Below are 17,362 nucleotides of genomic sequence, written 5' to 3'. Positions count from 1 at the left end.
CGACAACAGGTACGCAGCAGAAGCGGCACGCGCCTCCGCTGGCGCAACCCTGTTTAAGGCCAACTTAATCGCTGACGCCGTGGTCCTTATCGGCCGTTGCTGCCAGAAGACCGGCCCCAAGAGCCATGCCGCCAAAGATGAAGAGCGGCGTGTTGTTATTGGAAGTGCCCGTGGAATTGCCCGTTTGGGCGGTCTGCTCAGAACCCAGGACATTGAGGCAAATCTTGTTCTCGACGCGGGAGATATCGAGAGTCGAATTGGCCGGCACACTCAAGTTGCAGCCACCGACATTAACCGAAGCCGACCCCTTGGCACCAACCACGACGCGGCTGCCGAAATCCAGCGCTCCCCCCGCCTGTGCCGGGCCGTAGCCAGCCACCTGCGAGATCATTACGTCGCCATTGACGTGGCCGAGCGATCCAATTGGACTTGCGCCCTGATAGGCAGTTGCACAGGTGCACGAAGCATCCTGCGCGAAAGACGATACCGGAGTGAAGCCGAGCAAAGCTACAAATCCGGCCAACGCACTTTTGAAAACATTCATCCGTTTCGTTCCTTCTTGTCCCACGTTACCTGAGGCCCCCCAACCACTAAGCTACTGAAATCAGCGCGTAACAGCTTTTTGCGTTAATTCCAACCCATTTCGCATATGCGAGATAATTTTTGGTTTCGGTGTGGTTGATTAAACACACCATTAGAATATCGTAATGTATCGTCTTTACAGTAGGCCGCAATAGCGGGTTGCCAGCGGCCAGATCTAGCGTTCATTGTGGCCCGCTGACATCACCATCGCTCCAACGCTTTGCGCAGGGTCTTGCAGTCGACCATGGCCTGATATTATCCAGCCGGCCTTTTTGCGTTCGAGGCAGGAGCTACGAGCCTGGCGCGCAAGACTTGTAGGTCGAGCCCGCCTGCGTGGGCTGCCCGCACAGGATGCCGGCCTCGACGAGCTTCGCAGCTAGATCCGTGCCGCCAGAGGTGAGGCATTGCACCACGACGGCGTCACCGAATTTTGGCGCGACGTTGCCGTCGCACGGTGTCCCCGTGCCGACGGGCTTGCACGTCAAGGCGAGCCCTTGATACTCGCGGCGCGCGGCCTCGGTGACCATGGCGCGCATGGATTGGGGCCTGGTAAATGCGACGCCGCACAGCACGATCTTGCGGCCGGCGACGCGCAGATCGTCAATCGATTGGACAGTAAGCTTGCCATCGAAAGGTGTGAGAACTGCCACCGGTTTCGGCGCCGGCGCATACCTACTCGTTCCCTTGTTGACGATGATGAAAAGAAAGCCGCCCACAAACGCCAGCGCTATGAACGCAAGTACTGTTAGCTTCCCGATCGACAAAAGCCCTACTCCCCATTCAATAATCAATGCGCGGCAGTGTTGGTCTTCTCAAACAAGGCAAGGAGTGCTGCCGCGTAGTCCCGTCGGCGGATCTGTTGCCGGCCTTGCAGCACCGCGACGCGGTCGCGGACAAAAATTGGGCGCTGCCCAATTTCAAGAAGACGCTGCGCCAGGGCTTCCGCATTGTCTGGCGCGAAAAAGAGCGCGTCCGGAGCCTGCTCTCGATGCAGCCGAATGTCGGAGAGTAACATAGGCGCGCCCAGCGACTTCGCCTCTTCAACGGTGGTCGACCACCCCTCGAAGCGGGACGGGTTCAACAGACAGTCAGTCGCACCGATAAGGGCGACGACATCGTCATAGGGAATCAACCCAAGGTGTCGAAAATGGCGTTCGAGCCGATGCGTTTGCGCAAAGTTCATCACACGCTTGAACAATGTCGGATCGCGCGGGTCGGTCGTGCGCCCCGTGAGGATTATCGGCGGCAAGGTGTCCAACCCTCCAAGCCGGTCTATATGCCTCAAAGCCTCGACGACCAGTCTATGGTTCTTATGGATCCAAAACTGGTTGGGAAGAAAAAAGAAGCGCTCAGGCAGATCATGCGCCAGGCGCGCAGCTTCGGTGCGCGCCATGACGGCGCCTGGATCCAGATCGATGGCGAAGCGCACGACGGCGGTCTTGCCGCGCGAAGCCGGATAGAATGTTTCACAGTCGGCGAGCGCATCCTTGCTCGAGAGCATTATGGTGCGATTGCCGGACGTCTGCAGGCGGAAACCAAGATCTCTGCGCCACCAGGCGCTGCGCGGAAAGAGGTGCGGCAGGCGACGGTGCTGGAAGTCCGGAATCCAGGAAATCACCGGCAGCGGAAATCGGTTGCCGAACCACTGAGCGACTTCAAACACAAGATCGACAGCGTGCTCGGCGACCAGATCGGCAAAAGCGCGGTCACTGCCACCAGCGAGCGCGATCAGCCCTCGCTTGCCGAGCCCGGCGCCCGTGACCCGGTTGTCGACGATAGCAGGCGCGGCCAACAGGTGATCAAAGGATGGGCCAACGCCCGCATGCTGCTCGGGCGTCAGAAACAGCTTGGCCTGAACCTTGCCGCCCAACTCGGACGCGATGACGCCTAACATGTTGCGCAGATAGGACTCGCCGCCGGACCAGGTTCCGCGGCCAATGAGCGTGAAGCCGATGGTGATCAAGGCGCGAAGCGTCGCAAATCGCCGACCGGCTCGCCGAGAATTTCGGCGCGGTACCAATCGACATATCCCGCAATGCCCTTGCTGGGCAGCACCTGCAACCGAAACCCTTCCGGGACGCCGGATGGATCGGAGATCAGGTTGACAGGATCGCCTCGCCGGGACTCTCCTGAAAACGAGAGGCGATGCTTGCCTCCCCAGGCTTCCAAAACCATACCGGCAATTGTCCTGACGGACGCAGCGGCGCCGGCGCCGACATTATAGACCGCGAAGCGCGCTGCATTGGCAGGCAACACGCGATGGATCAATCGCACGACATCCGAGACATGGTGCCAGTCCCGCATTTCCGCACCAGTACCACCAAGCACAATGTCGGTTTCGCCTGCCGCGAGCCTGCCGCAGAGGTCCCAGAGCAGCTGCTTGCGCAGTCCCTCGCCATAGACCGAGAAAAGCCGGGCCACCGAGATCGGCTGACCGTATGCGCTACTAAATGATCGGCCCAGTTCCTCCACCATGCGCTTGTGATGGCCATAGGGTGAGTATGGATCGAGTGCGGCATCGACCCTGATCGGGCCGAAATGGCCGCCGCCATAGACGGCAGCGGAGGATGCCAGAACGACGCGGGCATCGGGTGCGTGACGACGCAGGAAATCGAGGACGCAAGCCGCGGACACGACGCTTTGTTCAAAATCCCTCAGGGGATCAGCAATCGACTGGCCGACCGTAGAGCCGCCTGCCAGATGATATACGGCGGCCGGACGGCCATATCCGGTCCAGGCCGCGTCCATCGTTTCTGCAGTCACGCCGCCCGAAAAGAATACGCCGGCAGTGGCCGCCGCGAACCCAGGCGCTTCGCTTCGGCCGAAGCCGAGGACATGATGGCCATCCTGGGCAAGAAATCGCGACAGGTGCAGGCCAATGAAGCCGCCGGCTCCAGTCACCCAGACAGGCTTTGCCTCTTTCAGTTGCGCGACCAAATCAGCCCTTCCCTTGCTTATGGCAAAGGAATGACACCAGGCGCCCAGGCCTGCGATCAAGCAGGGCTGCTACTCCGGCAACCGCACCGAAGGGCAGAGGGGACAGGGCCAGGCGGACGGCCCCCGACAGCGGGCCGAAGACTCCGGCGAGCCGCTCGCGAATTTCGGATGCCATCATCGGGTCATAGTTTACAACCGATTGGAAAGAGTTCATTTCGCGGTCGATCGTCAGCCCTGCCCCCTGCAATGCGGCGCGGTAAGCCGCGAGCGTGAAGGCATTCTCTCCGCCGTAGAGATGATGAAGTGGATGAGTGCGCAGAAACGGTTCCAGCTGTTTCGGCCCGGATATCACATGGTCGCGCAAGGACAGGAACCTCGCGCCTTCGCGTGAGAGACGAGCAACTTCGCGGCAGAACGCCGGAAGGTCATGCGCATGATGCAGCACTTGCCTGGCAACGACCAGATCATAGCCCGCGGCGCTCAATGGGATAGCCTCGCCGAACGCTTCGATCACATCGATGTGCGTGCCTGTCTTTTCGGCAAGCGTCCGGATTGCAGCGGCACCGACAAGCGCGCTGGGATCGGGCTCTACGGCGGTTACCGACCAGCCCTCGCGCGCCAGGGCATAAGAGAGGATGCCGTTGCCAGCGCCGAGATCGAGAGCTCGGCCCGCCTTGCGCGGGATCATGCTGCGAACCGCCTGAAACTCCGCACTTTCGTGATAACGCCGCGCAGCGACGACCGGATCATCGAAATAAGCGGCGCGTGCGAGTTCTTTCATCGACGGCTCGCTCATGCACCAGCGAACGGCGTCTTCCCAGGTCATGACCGTTTCAGGCATGAGGAAAACCCGTCTGCCGGCTCTCCTGGGCGGGATTTCCAGCAACAATTGCGTAGGCTGGATTCTTGGTCAAGACGATCTGGATCTCCCCGTCAGATTTGTCGGATTCGCCCACACCAGGCGTCGCAAGGCAGCTTGACGAGCCCGACAGCGCCTTTGGTCATAGGCTTTCATGCTTCGCCGGTCCATTTTTCCAGAGGGATGACCCGACCTCCGCAAGAAGCACGGCCCCGCCTCTATCACCTTGCAGCTGCGCGTCGATCACGCTTCCGTCAGGACGTTGTCCGAAGCTCCCAGCTACGCTACCGTTTCTCGACTCGTCAAGTTCAGCTTATAAGGAATTCAAATCGTGCAAATTTCGGCCGCGCAAAAATTCGCCAATTGGCGACGCCGGATATCGAACGTCATGTTTTTCCAGACAGTATTTTGTGTGATGTGCCTTTTGGCTGGCGTAGTGCCCGCGACGTCGCAGACGCGCGCTCCGTTCAAGCTTTTCGAGGCTATACGGTTCATCGGCGGGCCTAATTTCCAGGCGTTTGGTTTCGAACACCTTACAATTGCCGACCCTCATGTTCTCGGACCGGATGTTCCTGATGCCGGCCAGGTCCGGCGAGCGCTGGCTTTGCCGAGGAGCAATGAATACCTCAATATCGACATCGAAAGCTGGCCGTTGGAAGGTCCAGATCAGGCATCGTCCCTCGCGAAATACCAGAAGACGCTCGGCGCGTTCAAAAAAGCGGACCCGAACGTCAAGATTGGGCTCTATAGTGTTTTGCCGATCCGGGATCATTGGAGAGCGATCGGCCACAATGGGCCTGCGGCGCTGGACGACTGGCAACAGCAAAACACCGTTGTTGCGTCCTCTCTCGTCCCTTATGTCGATGCGCTCTTCCCCTCCCTCTATACATTTTACGGCGACAAGGACGCGTGGGGGGCCTATGCCCAATCCAACATCGAGGAAGCACGAAGAATCTCACAGGGAAAGCCGGTGTACTGCTTCCTTTGGCCGCAGTTTCACAAGACGCTCGCCTTTCTGCCGGGCGATTTCTGGTATCTCCAGCTAGCCACTTGCAGGAGATTGGCGGACGGCATCGTGGTCTGGGGCTCGATGCGTGGCGGTCCACGCGATGGGCCTGCAAAATGGGACGAAAGAGAGGAATGGTGGCAGGCCACCCTGAAATTCCTTCGAGAAGAAGGTAAGATACCTTAAATCAGACTTGTATGGCTACAAAGCTCGGTGAGCGCATTCGATCGGACAGAAAGCCCGGTCTGATAATTCGTTATACTAATTCGAGAAACCGCTCAAACTGGCGTTTCTTGCTGTATTCCTCACGGATCGCGCGATTGCCGGCCCAACCGATGCTGTCCCAGCTTGCGTCGTCCAGCCGACGTTCGATTGTTTTCACTGTGTCCTGCGGGTGCTCGTAGACCACCATGGTTTCCCCGTCGCGCATCGGTGCGGGATAGTTGCCGGAGTCGGACACCAGCAAAGCGCCAGCGCCCATCGTCTCGAAACAGCGCATGTTACCTCGGTCCGGACCCGCCATATCGATTGAGGCGTTGACTACGATCTTGGCTCTTCCGAGTTCGGCATACATGGCCCGACCGAATACCGGAGGCGCGCTGACACTGCGGATTGTGCGCGGGCGGCGCACCGCACGGAGGGGACCGAACCAGCCAAGCGGCGTTTCGGCGAGCGGCGTATAGCGCGAGAGATCGAGATGGAAGACGACGCGGCGGCGGCTGGATAGACTTGCGACCGCTTCCAAAATCTGCCTGCGGCGCTGGTGATGACGACTGTAACCGCCGAAGAAAAGGACATCGACATCCCTGTTCCGATTTGCGGCCACGCTATCGAGCTCCGGATCGTGAGCGGGAAAAAAGTGATCGGTCCTGGCGCCCTGTTCTTCCCAAAGCTTTCGCATCGACGGGAAATTGCAAACGACGAGATCATACCCCGAAAAATCAATCCTGCCGGGTGCAGCGCGCCAGGCAATCTTTCGCTTCACATGCCCCGGCAGCCGGCGCACGAAAGAGGCATCGTAACGAAATGGATCAAGATTATAGAAGACATCGGTCTTGTGATTCTCGATCTGGGCAAGAAGGATATCGGCCAGCGAAGCGTCCTCGCGCAACCCGTTTTCGAGCGCCCATGCACGCTGCAGCGATTCGTCGTCTCCGTTCGTGAAAAAGGCTTCAGGGCTGCCGGCGAGTGCCGGCAACAGGATATGCGATGCCCCGTAGCGGTCTTTCAAAAACACTTCTCTCTGCGGCTCGAATCCCCGAACTCCCGCCACAAGGCCAGTGAGTCTGGCCCGATAGGTTGGCGAGATCCCGGAATTTTGAAAAATACGCATGGCTGGTTCCTGTTGGAGTTTGGTCTCGGAGTTGTGGAGCGCTGATAACGATCCGCCATCAGCGACTAGGTGGCGGGCCTGCGGGCGCCGAACGCGAGTGCTTGCAGCCATTCGGGGCGGAGGTCGATCATCTGGAGCACGAGTCTAACGCTAGTGCCCATGGAACATTGGGCTTTAAGGTCCACTGCCAGTATACCGGTCGCGGGGGGGGGGACACTCGACCCTAGTAAGCCCGAATCTCCGCATTACGGGTTTTGGCGAGAAATCCCTGATATCCATACCAAAACGATATTGTCAGAGCGGAGGTGACCCAGAAGACTGAATTTCCCCATAGGCTGCCGCTTGCAACGCCGGCGATCGCTTCCCTGATGAATATGACGGCAGCCAGCACTGCAGCAAGCGGGAATTTGCCGGACCGAATAATTCCGACCGTCGATCTGAGTGCCAAAATTATGTGAGCTGCGAACGGCAATGATCCAAACGCCCCCACCGACATAAGGGATTCAAGGTAAATGTTATGAGGATAATAATTGAACTGCATCTCGACAACGTAACGCCCAAACAAAGGGTCTTCTTGAAACTGCCTCCATGCTCCAGCGTATAGTTGGCTGCGTATCATTGTGGATTGATCGGCATCCACATTGATCGTCTGAAGCCTCGCAATGACAACATCAATTAGTTCCACACCGCTGCTCGCCACAATTACCATGGCAACCACCAGTGCTCCCAATATCGCGAACACTCTTTTTGAGCCTCTAAGCAACAGTATGTAGACCACTAGAGACCCCGCGCCAGCAATATATGCACCACGCGACTTGGAAAACACAACGACCAACAATAGCAAAGGACCGAGTATTATCGACTGGATTGTCAGTTTTTTTGTTTTTCCCACGACAAGGAAAAAATATATCAAAAAAGCAAAAGCCGTATGCCCCATCGCGATCGGGTTTATTTTATCGAGAGACATCCTTTCGCCCTGGCTTGCAAACAGCATATCCCGGTTCAGGTAAAGCCCGACTAAAAATATAACGCAAAGAATATTCATCACGAAAATAAGGTCTGTATTTCTTATCGCCATGTCCATCGATGCGATAAGAAGTGTAACGCCGACAGTGGTTACCAGGAAAACGCTAAAAATCATCCCGGGACCAGGCGATATGTCTATCGAAGAGATGTAAACATTCTCGATGAGTCTACATAAGTAGAATACGAAAAAGATCTTCATCGGAAGAAGAGCTGCCGTTGAGGACCTCAACTTTGCCGGCATAAGTGCAAATGAGGCTCCGGTTACCAGAACAATGGCTACTCTTACCAAGATCGACCCGGTACTGCCTTCTGGGTCAAACTTGTTTACCAAACCGGAAAAAGCATATATCCCACAAATCGCAAGAGCGAAGGCCGTCGCAGGCGAGAACAAAATGCGCCGGTCAACATAATTTCTCAAAGGCGCAAATCGGCGGCCAACTCGATCGAAATCGGCGGATGCGTCGTAGCGAGTGTTGGCTCTCTGGGTCATGAGACTAGTCCATCTAGCGGCAACCAATGAAATTGGCGCCTCGGCAACTCGATTTCTGAATGCCGGTCAAGAATGAAACGGAGCGTTTGCGTCTTTTTTCTGCGCGGCTGATGAAATCGAGCCTGACAGCTATCGACGACACTGGTTGGAGGCACAGTATTCGGCGGTCGGGCATTTTTAGCCCCCCGAAGACGGTGGGCTGACACTTTTTCAGCTACTAGAAGATGCCCCATCGGCATGCTCGCCGATACCTCCTTGCGGCTCGAGTGCCAAACATCCTTACTCGTCCGTTATCCTTACTCGTCCGTTCGAACTTAGCGAGCGTCCACTGGTCGGCATTCTTCATTGAACCCGGTCCTCAGCGAAGTCGAGAGGTTCCGCCATGGTCGGCAGCACCATGGCATATCGAAGGCGATCGCGAGTATGCCGTTGCGTGAAATGGTCCAGCACATGCTGCCGCCCGGCATCCCCCATCTTCGCAGCACGGTGAGGCTCTGCCAGGAGACCAGCCATCGCCTCTGCCATGCTTTCGATATCGTGTTCTTCCACAAGTATGCCGGTTTCACCATCGACAACGGCCTCCGGAATGCCGCTGTGACGTGTCGCTACAACGGGAAGTGCGCTCGCCATTGCCTCCAGGATCGATACCGGCAGGCCTTCCATATCTCCATTTCGGGCCGTTACCGAATGCTGCACGAAGATTGCAGCGTTCTGCATCATGCCCTGAACAAACTCTGTGCTTCGATAGCCGTGAAAAATAACACGGTCCGACAGGTTCTCCTGCCCCACCAATGCCTTACATCGCGCCATGAGAGGCCCATCCCCAACCAAATCTAGCCGTGCCTCGGGAAACCTCGAAGCGATCCGGACGAACGCCTCGATGGCGAGGTGCGGTGATTTCTTTTCAACAAACCGCCCGACCACAAGGAGCCGACCGCTTTCACGCGTCGATGGTGTGAAGCGCTCGGGCAAAATTCCGCATGGGCTGACGTGCAGTTTCTCATGGGGACAGCCGATTTGAGCCAGACGATCGGCGATGAAACGCGATGGCGTGATGATGCCGTCGGCGCTGGCGAAGAGATGCCGGTAGCGACGTCGCCACAAATGCTTCCTAGGCATCACGGTAGAATCCGCGCCATGGGCGTGGGCGTATAATCGCACGCCGGCGCGGCGACAAGCGCGACCAAGCAGTGCACCCATCGTCAGATACTCGACAAGGACGGCGTCCACGTTGTGGGTCTTAAAAAATTCGACAACTCTGTCCTCGTTGCTCCTGGAGATTCCCTCACGGATATACGCAAGCCAGACTAGGTGCGCCCGACTGGCAATGCGGCTGGGTAATCGGCCAAACGGTGATGACCCCGGAATCCCGGAAAGAACCGGATAACCGAACTGATCGGCACCATCAGGGTTCTGGCAGATGAGCACGGTCTTGCCAGGCGAAAGATAGCGAACATGATCTCGAATGAATGTCTCAGAAGGGATATTGAAGAACTGGGAAACAACCGCGATCATGAGCACACCGCCTCCAGCTGCGACTCCATCGGTGCAAATCTGTTTTTGAGAATATCGACGATGGACAAAGCACTGCCACGCAACGCGGCCGTAAGAATGTGCTTTGTCACGACTTGGATCGCGGCGTCTCCGCCGTTCAAAACAACCGTGGTTTCTATGACAATTTTCAACGCTTTAGGTCCCCTGAGTGTACATCTTTGTCCAGAAAGAGCCGCATGTCCCCTAACATGGAACCGGCGAAACGATACGGAGCAACAACAAAAATTGCATAGATTAGTATCGCGATGGTCGACTTTAACATAAGATTTCCTCCAGCCTGCAGAGGCAGAATTTTAAATGAAACTCCGACCAAATTCCCAACATGAAATAAACAAAAGGCCACAATGTAAGCAAAGAAGAAGGGCGCCGCTGCTTTCACAAGATCCGTAAATCTCAGCTCTGTATTTCTAGTTGCATAAAACCAAAGCATTGGCGTAAATACCCAAGACGTGATAGACCATCCAAGAGCAACTCCGGAGGCTCCCCATTGAATGGCAAATAAGAAGGCCGCAAAGCGAATGAGCGATGAGAAGATAGAAAATACGAATAGCTCGCGGGCTCGACCGAGAGAGATCAGCGCCCACCCACCAAATTGACCGGAAATACTCGTGATAAGAGAAAGCGACAGTATCATCAAAATAACCCCAGACTTGGACCAGCTTTCTCCATAAACAAGCGTTACGATTTCTTGTGCATTGATCGTGATCAGAATACACAATATTGTGTTCACCATGAGTGTAAGCCGCATGGCACTGAGATAGGTTTTGGCCCACTTGTCGGGATGCGTTTGAAGCCGGCTCAGCATCGGAATAATAACCGAGCCGATTGGCCCGCTGACGAGCGTTATCGGCAACATGAACAGTGAGTAGGCGCGGGTGTAGAATCCGAGTTCGCCGGGACCGGATTTCCAGCCGATCAGCACGTTATCAGATTGGCGGTTAATATAGTTTGTGAACTGGGATCCGCTGTAATTGATCCCAAAATTAATGGCCGATCGTGCATTCTTCCAATTGGCGACCTTGGTCGGACGCCAGGGTGACAGCATCCACTGGCCAACCGTGCCAACAAGAGCCGTGGTGAGCGTTGCCGCAGCGAGCGACCAGTATTTGAAGTCCCAGCCCCATGCCATTGCAATACCAACAGCAAATCCACACAACAGACTGCCAAGATTCACACCATGCAAAGACACCCAACGCATGTTACGGATCAATAGCGCCTTGTGCTGCGCACCGGCCGCAGTGATCGGGATGGCGATCGCCAGAACCAGGATAAGGTGAAAAACGCGGGGATCATTGAAAAGCCAGCTTGCGACCGGCGCCGTCAGCCATGCCAGCGGCATGAGAGCGAAGCCGACGCCAAGATTGACGAAAAATAAGGCGCTGACGGTGTCATGATCAACCTCCTTGCGCTGGATGGTCACCATCGACAGACCCAAGTCGGCGAAGACTCCGACAAACGCAGTAGCAGACGCCGCCATGGCCACCAGACCGAAGTCATCGGGTTTGAGTAAGCGCGCCATCAGCGCCATGTAGCCGAACTGTGTGAGAAGAATCAAAGCCTGGGCGCAGAGGGCTATGATCCCTCCAGATGCCGTGCGTCTCCCGAGATCGCGCGTCAGATGCTGACTGGACAATGCCCCGTCGGAGGCTGGAGGGATCAGTGTCAACGTTCGCACTCTCTGCCCAGGCGCTGGTCCCATTCGCTAGCCATAGCTCAGCTAGTCGCGAGGCCGGAGGTATTGAGGGCGGAACGCAGAGAATACGAGCTTGGCAAATATCCTCATTGAAAGCACCCCCAGAGGGTCAATTCTACCGTTCTTGACATGGTCAAGATATGACTTAGCAAAGTCAAATCTATTCTTCTTCCGCACAAGATCTGAAAGTTCCTTGTATGCTATCAATGCGATGTGCTTCCTATAGAAGTTCTCTATGTTAATTTTTTCTCTGTACTTTTCAGTAACTTGTCTCAACCCACGCATTCGTGTATCCGCATCCTTGGAGACGCTATACCCTCCATGGACCGTGTAAATATTCAAAGGTTCACGAATGCTAAAGAACTTAACTTCGTTCATGGCCATCCGAAACCAAAGATCCCAGTCTTGAAAACTGGACAGATCCGGGTCGAATCCATCCACTGCGTCCAGGCAAGCCTTTCTTGCAGAGACAGCGCTTGCGGTATACGGGGCAAAAGAGCCTTCCGACATTGCCGTCAGGACGTTTTCCGGTACTGGTCGGCCAAAGGCAAAAGTATCTTTCCTTTTACCGCTGTCGTGACGTACAATCGCGCCCGAATAGACTATGCCGATACCCCTATCGGCAGAGTGTGCAGCTAAATGTCGTTCGATCTTATTTGGTAACCAGTGGTCGTCATCATCAAGAAAAAAGATAATTTCTCCGGACGCCTGCTTAATGCCAATATTCCTTGCTTCACCACCTTTCAGTCGTTTGGAGCAGGAAATGACACGAACGGTATCGTTTTTTGCGACCTCATCGAGGCGAAAAATCTCATCATACTCATCTGGATCGGAGACAATCACTAGCACCTCATCAGGTCTGGAGGATTGCTCCGAAACGCCTCTCAACGCTCTACGAAGCATTGGAATCCGCTTAAAAGTTGGAATAATGACGCTAACCGAAAATTTGCTCATCGGCCTGTCTTCCTAAGTATTCCGGATGGATTGTTTTGAATCGCATGCCGCTCTCCGACAGAGATCTGGCATGTGCGGGGTACACCCCTGTCAAGGCAACAGGCGATTTGAATGACTTCACTAAGCAACCTCGCCTGCAATGCCGTCGCCATCCCGGAGTGGCGGTGGCGCTAACCCTGCAGGGCGCGACTGTCGATCCATGGAAAGTTCGCATGTCCCTTTCCTCGATTACCTCGGCGCCGGCACCTTCGACTAATTGACGGACGCCGGAATTCCCGGGGCGAAGCGGCATCGCCACTATTGGCGAGAATTCTTTGCGATCCAGTGACTTTATCAACAATGCCAAACTCTTCGGCGCACCCCCAGCGCGGTCGCGTGATGAAAATACAATACTTTCTTCACCATGTATGAGCAGCCACAATGTCCCGGTCCGGGTTGTGAGATCGGGTATCAGGCGTGTTCACGCCGCCCCCTCGCAGAGTTCGGCGTCGGCATGTTTTGACCCTCTCAATGCGCGCATTGTGGATGAGATGAAATCATTGCGCCACGACCGGATCCTAATCTCACGTTCTTCTGTTGCCGCCGTTCCCCGGTCTGCCTTGGCGATCTTATTTAGCTCAGTTGCAGCTCCGTTACAGTCGCCAAAATCGATCGCATGGACCGGAGCGCCGAACTTTTGAGCTGCCGTATGGATCAAGGAGCCACGACGCACGATCGCGGGAACGCCAAATTGCAGCGCCCGGCCAAAAACGCCCGACGCTTGGTCGTATCTTGGATCGTAGCAGGCCCACACTGCGTCGGCGACACCGTACAGGCTTTCCCACTCGGCATCGGTGAGCCGCCGGTCAATATGAATTCCTCCCATCGACTTAAACCGGGAAACCAATGCCTGCTCCGAGTTCGCCGTCCCAGCGGTTACGAAACATAGCCGTTTGGCGATAGCCGGGTTGGCCTCGATAATTGCAACCATGAAGGCAAAACCTTTGTGCACCGACGCAGCACCAAGCCAGCAGACAATCGGCCGACCACCAGCCAAGTGGCGGACTTCAGTCGCCACCGGCGTATCGCCGGGTTGCCTCAGGATGTAACCATCGTGCATGTCCCACCACTGCGGATCATGAAGCCCGACATCGACAACGGTGCCGTATTCCGGAGCCAGACTGAGAGGTATGATACTCGCGACCGTGACCTTTGGCACACGCCTCAGAAAAACAAAAATGCTTTTCTTGAGAAGCCGCTTGAGGTTGAAGGGTCCGAAGCAGGACTGCGGTCCTAAAAACAATGCAACAGTCGCCCTTCCGAGAGCCGCCCGACGGAGAGCTATCGAGACAAAAGAAACCAAGTCATCGTCAAGGGTAGCAAAAAAGAGACGATCAGCCGCTAGCAGTCTTTTTTTGAGCGCCCGTGACATTGGCCCCATTGCAGGAGACAGGCCCAAAGCCGGCCCCAACAGATCAGCATACGACTGCCTGTGTCCCGAACCCGATTTCACATATATGGTTCCCATATCTCGGCGACGAGGCTCTGCTGCACTTTCGGGGTCTGCATCGAACGGCTTGCTGTAGTTCACGGCGCAGCGTCCCGCTTCACAGCGTCCGATGCAACGCGACAGTTATCGACCAGCGCCAGCTCTCTATCCCTTCGACTTGCGGGTTTGTTTCGGCAGAAACTGTCCCAACTTCCGCGCCGGCTTTGCAACAAGCGCGTAATCGACCGGACCTGATCCGAGCCATCGGCGTCGGGAGCGCAGCGCTTCCAGATTATGTCCGATATGGGAACGGAAGCTCTTGGTGCTGGCCCCTCCCGTCATCATGTCAACGAGGACCTGATCGATTGTAGTGATCCTGAATCCATGGAGCTCGACGGCCCTCAGCATCCAGTCGTAGTCGGAGGAAACTTTGAGCGTCAAATCAAACGGGCCGATTTTTTCCGCAACAGCGCGCCGAACGTAGAAGGTGGGGTGGGCAGGCATCCAGCCGGAACGGAACCCATCATGAGGTCGCGGCTCTGCCCGCCACCGGCGGACCACCCGCTTGCTTTCGTGACTATCGACGAAGTCAAGGTGACCGTGGGCAATGTCGTTTTCGGCAAGCGCCTCGCTGATCTTGCCGAGCACGGAAGCGTCATGAAACGCGTCGTCCGCGTTAAGGGCCCCGATTGCCTCACCCGTGCAAAGTGCAAGCCCCTTGTTCAGCGCGTCGTACATGCCGCGGTCGGGCTCGCTGATGATCTGTAGTCCTTGCCCGGCATAGGAGCGGACAATCGCGAGCGTTTCGTCGGTCGAGGCTCCGTCGATGACGATCAGTTCCTTGTCCTGGTGATCCTGGGCAAAGAAACTGTCGAGCGTATGACGGATTGTTGCGGCCGAGTTCCAGCAGACCGTTAGAACGGAAATCTTCATGTTCCCGGGACTTTTCGCAGCTACTGAGCCGCCTTGCGGTTGTGCTCTTCGTCAAGCCGGCGATGCTCGTATTCGCGCGCCACCACCTTGAGGTCGGACTGAACCATCTCGCGCACCATCTCATCAAGCGACGTCGTCGCCTTCCAGCCGAGGACCCGCTCCGCCTTCGAAGGATCACCGAGCAGCAGGTCGACCTCGGTGGGCCTGAAGTAGCGTGGATCGACCTCGACCAATATCTTGCCGGACTTGGTATCGACGCCCTTTTCGGCGACGCCCGAACCGTTCCACTGAATGCGGACCCCAACCTCGGCGAAGGCGAGTTCGACAAACTTTCGAACGGAATTCTTGACCCCTGTGGCCAGCACATAGTCGTCCGGGGTTTCCTGCTGGAGAATCCTCCACATACCCTCGACATAGTCGCGCGCATGTCCCCAATCGCGCTCGGCAGAAAGGTTGCCGAGATAGAGCTTGTCTTGAAGGCCGAGGCTGATGGCAGCGGCGGCTCGAGTGATCTTGCGGGTCACGAATGTCTCGCCGCGCATTGGGCTTTCATGGTTGAACAGAATTCCGTTTGAGGCGTGCATGCCATAGGCTTCGCGGTAGTTCACCGTGATCCAGTAGCCATAGATCTTTGCGGCCGCATAGGGCGAGCGAGGATAAAAGGGCGTCGTCTCCTTCTGTGGAACCTCCTGCACCTTGCCATAGAGCTCGGAAGTCGATGCCTGATAGAAACGCGTCTTTTTTGTCAGGCCAAGCAGCCGGATGGCTTCCAGAAGGCGCAATGTTCCGATCGCGTCGGCATTCGCCGTATATTCCGCGGTCTCGAAGCTCACCTGGACATGCGATTGTGCCGCGAGATTGTAGATCTCGTCCGGCTGCACTTCCTGGATTATGCGGATCAGGTTCGTCGCATCAGTCATGTCGCCATAGTGAAGTGAAAAATTGACGCCGGATTCATGCGGATCTTGATAGAGGTGATCGATACGGCCTGTATTGAACGACGACGACCGCCGCTTGATGCCGTGGACTGCGTATCCTTTGGCGAGCAGGAGGTCGGCGAGATAAGCACCATCCTGGCCGGTGATGCCTGTAATTAGCGCGGTTTTTCGGCTCATTTGATATCCTTCGGCAGCTTCAGAACACACTCACCAGAACTATCCCGGCGTTGCATTTGACAGATGATTTCTGATGAACGTGAAATTCAATACGGTCTCTATCGAGATCCGAACCCACTTAGCAGAGTCTTTAGCGTTCTCAACACGATAACGAAATCAAGCCATGGAGAGAAGTTCTTGATGTAATAGAAATCATAGTGCAGCTTCTCGATTTCATCGTCATCATCCGACACATATCCTTGATTTACCTGAGCCCATCCGGAAATTCCAGGACGAACGATATTTCGGTAGCGATAGAATGGCAACGCCACCGAATAATGGGAAGACAACACTGTCGCCTCAGGGCGAGGCCCGATCCAGCTCATTTCCGAACGAACGATATTTATCAGTTGCGGCAGTTCGTCGATTCTGCTTCTCCGAAGGAAGCGGCCGATCCGGGTAACCCTGCTATCACCCGGCCTTGTGACGGCGAGGCTGCGAAGGTTTTCCGCCTCAGGTGAGCTGACGGTCATTGTCCGGAACTTGTAGACCGTGAATGATTTTCCGCCAAAGCCCAAGCGCTCCTGGCGAAATATGGCGGGTCCAGGAGATTCCAGCCTGATCATCAGCGCGATCAGCGACAGGAAGGGCGCCAGCACAATCAGCGCCAACAGCGCACAGACCCAGTCGACCGCCTGTTTGATCTTGATATAGGCCTGGTTGGGATTGAGCGAGCCCAGGGTGTTTTCGGATAAATGCTCGATTTCGACGCGACCGGTCAGCGACTCGCCGATCTGCTTGACATGGTAGACCGGAACTCCCGCGAGCGCCTGATCGGCGATGTAGCGCTCCCAATCGTCGGACAAATCGGCACGCAGGTCGGCAACAACGCCGTTGGCGCGCTCAATGATCATGTCGGGAGAGACAAGCCAATGCCAGTTGACCCCCTTTATCGCCGCAAGACGACCCACGGCGCCGCCTGGAACCACAGCAAGACTGTAAGGGTCAAGGCGTCGGCTTACGATGGTCAAGACAAAGTACCAGAGAATTGACAAGGTCAAGCTGCTGGCCGCTTGGAACCCACTATACTCGATCCGAAGCAGGAAAATCGCCAAATAAACAAACCCGTAAGACAATGCAAATGTCGGAAATATGTAGCCCGAAGCCGCGATACCCGGGAAATTACCTACCCGCCGAAAGGCGAAATAACCTATAGTATGCGCGACAATACCTGCAAAGATCGTAATCTGTAGATTTGCATAATATAGAATTGACGGGTCAAATGAAATTCTGACCAGCACAGGAAGCAAGATTGCAAAGGCCAAACCGCCCAGGAGTTGAAACCTGATCCTGTGCACGAGGTGCCGCTGTCTTGGCCGATTCATCATAACTATATTCAAGTAAAATGCTCTCTTGTGGGACTACTGAGTCCA

The 17,362-nt window shown here is 55.9% G+C and carries 16 protein-coding genes; 1 reads left to right on the top strand and 15 read right to left on the bottom strand.

What is annotated here, in order from left to right; all coding sequences use genetic code 11:
• Nucleotides 1–64: 64 nt before the first annotated feature.
• The 5 genes from NKJ08_RS19255 to NKJ08_RS19235 all read right to left on the bottom strand — a co-directional run bounded on the left by NKJ08_RS19255 (nt 65) and on the right by NKJ08_RS19235 (nt 4,345).
• Entirely contained in the window at nt 65–544 is a 480-nt protein-coding gene (locus tag NKJ08_RS19255; protein WP_352782761.1) for a hypothetical protein, read from the bottom strand.
• Between the two features lie 328 nt (nt 545–872).
• Nucleotides 873–1,346 carry a hypothetical protein gene (locus NKJ08_RS19250; protein WP_352782758.1) on the bottom strand — a complete coding sequence of 158 codons (474 nt, stop codon included), beginning with the start codon at nt 1,344–1,346 and terminating at the stop codon, nt 873–875.
• A 23-nt stretch (nt 1,347–1,369) separates the two neighbouring features.
• Entirely contained in the window at nt 1,370–2,545 is a 1,176-nt protein-coding gene (locus NKJ08_RS19245; protein WP_352782755.1) for a glycosyltransferase, read from the bottom strand.
• The gene (locus tag NKJ08_RS19240) at nt 2,542–3,519 is read right to left on the bottom strand and encodes an NAD-dependent epimerase/dehydratase family protein (RefSeq protein ID WP_352782754.1); all 978 of its coding nucleotides are present in this window, start codon (nt 3,517–3,519) and stop codon (nt 2,542–2,544) included. The genes NKJ08_RS19245 and NKJ08_RS19240 overlap by 4 nt, the downstream gene beginning before the upstream one ends.
• A gap of 1 nt (nt 3,520) precedes the next feature.
• Nucleotides 3,521–4,345 (bottom strand): class I SAM-dependent methyltransferase, encoded by an 825-nt coding sequence (locus NKJ08_RS19235; RefSeq protein WP_352782752.1) that lies wholly within the window; start codon nt 4,343–4,345, stop codon nt 3,521–3,523.
• 364 nt (nt 4,346–4,709) lie between these two features.
• Here NKJ08_RS19235 and NKJ08_RS19230 point away from each other — a divergent pair, with 364 nt between their 5' ends.
• Nucleotides 4,710–5,570 (top strand): hypothetical protein, encoded by an 861-nt coding sequence (locus tag NKJ08_RS19230; protein ID WP_352782749.1) that lies wholly within the window; start codon nt 4,710–4,712, stop codon nt 5,568–5,570.
• Nucleotides 5,571–5,640: 70 nt separating this feature from the next.
• On the opposite strand, the gene NKJ08_RS19225 is transcribed toward NKJ08_RS19230, so the two are convergent.
• The 10 genes from NKJ08_RS19225 to NKJ08_RS19180 all read right to left on the bottom strand — a co-directional run bounded on the left by NKJ08_RS19225 (nt 5,641) and on the right by NKJ08_RS19180 (nt 17,230).
• Nucleotides 5,641–6,717, bottom strand: coding sequence for a glycosyltransferase family protein (locus NKJ08_RS19225; RefSeq protein WP_352782747.1), 1,077 nt, complete (start codon nt 6,715–6,717; stop codon nt 5,641–5,643).
• A gap of 223 nt (nt 6,718–6,940) precedes the next feature.
• Entirely contained in the window at nt 6,941–8,233 is a 1,293-nt protein-coding gene (locus NKJ08_RS19220) for an O-antigen ligase family protein (protein ID WP_352782744.1), read from the bottom strand.
• Nucleotides 8,234–8,575: 342 nt separating this feature from the next.
• Entirely contained in the window at nt 8,576–9,748 is a 1,173-nt protein-coding gene (locus NKJ08_RS19215) for a glycosyltransferase (protein WP_352782741.1), read from the bottom strand.
• Nucleotides 9,745–9,918, bottom strand: coding sequence for a hypothetical protein (locus tag NKJ08_RS19210; RefSeq protein ID WP_352782738.1), 174 nt, complete (start codon nt 9,916–9,918; stop codon nt 9,745–9,747). The genes NKJ08_RS19215 and NKJ08_RS19210 overlap by 4 nt, the downstream gene beginning before the upstream one ends.
• Nucleotides 9,915–11,453, bottom strand: coding sequence for a lipopolysaccharide biosynthesis protein (locus NKJ08_RS19205; RefSeq protein ID WP_352782735.1), 1,539 nt, complete (start codon nt 11,451–11,453; stop codon nt 9,915–9,917). Before NKJ08_RS19205 ends, NKJ08_RS19210 begins: the two co-directional genes overlap by 4 nt.
• 51 nt (nt 11,454–11,504) lie before the next feature.
• Complete coding sequence (locus NKJ08_RS19200) at nt 11,505–12,434, bottom strand: glycosyltransferase family 2 protein (protein WP_352782732.1); 930 nt, start codon at nt 12,432–12,434, stop codon at nt 11,505–11,507.
• Between the two features lie 460 nt (nt 12,435–12,894).
• Entirely contained in the window at nt 12,895–14,004 is a 1,110-nt protein-coding gene (locus tag NKJ08_RS19195; protein WP_352782729.1) for a hypothetical protein, read from the bottom strand.
• Between the two features lie 63 nt (nt 14,005–14,067).
• Nucleotides 14,068–14,835 carry a glycosyltransferase family 2 protein gene (locus NKJ08_RS19190; protein WP_352782726.1) on the bottom strand — a complete coding sequence of 256 codons (768 nt, stop codon included), beginning with the start codon at nt 14,833–14,835 and terminating at the stop codon, nt 14,068–14,070.
• 20 nt (nt 14,836–14,855) lie between these two features.
• The gene (gmd, locus tag NKJ08_RS19185; protein WP_352782724.1) at nt 14,856–15,950 is read right to left on the bottom strand and encodes a GDP-mannose 4,6-dehydratase; all 1,095 of its coding nucleotides are present in this window, start codon (nt 15,948–15,950) and stop codon (nt 14,856–14,858) included.
• 98 nt (nt 15,951–16,048) lie between these two features.
• The gene (locus NKJ08_RS19180) at nt 16,049–17,230 is read right to left on the bottom strand and encodes a sugar transferase (protein ID WP_352782799.1); all 1,182 of its coding nucleotides are present in this window, start codon (nt 17,228–17,230) and stop codon (nt 16,049–16,051) included.
• Nucleotides 17,231–17,362 lie beyond the last annotated feature (132 nt).

Origin of the sequence: Mesorhizobium sp. M0244, from assembly GCF_040321795.1 — a bacterium.
Classification (GTDB): domain Bacteria; phylum Pseudomonadota; class Alphaproteobacteria; order Rhizobiales; family Rhizobiaceae; genus Mesorhizobium.
Note: the sequence above shows the minus strand (reverse complement) of the source record. Positions and strands in the feature narration are given on the sequence as shown.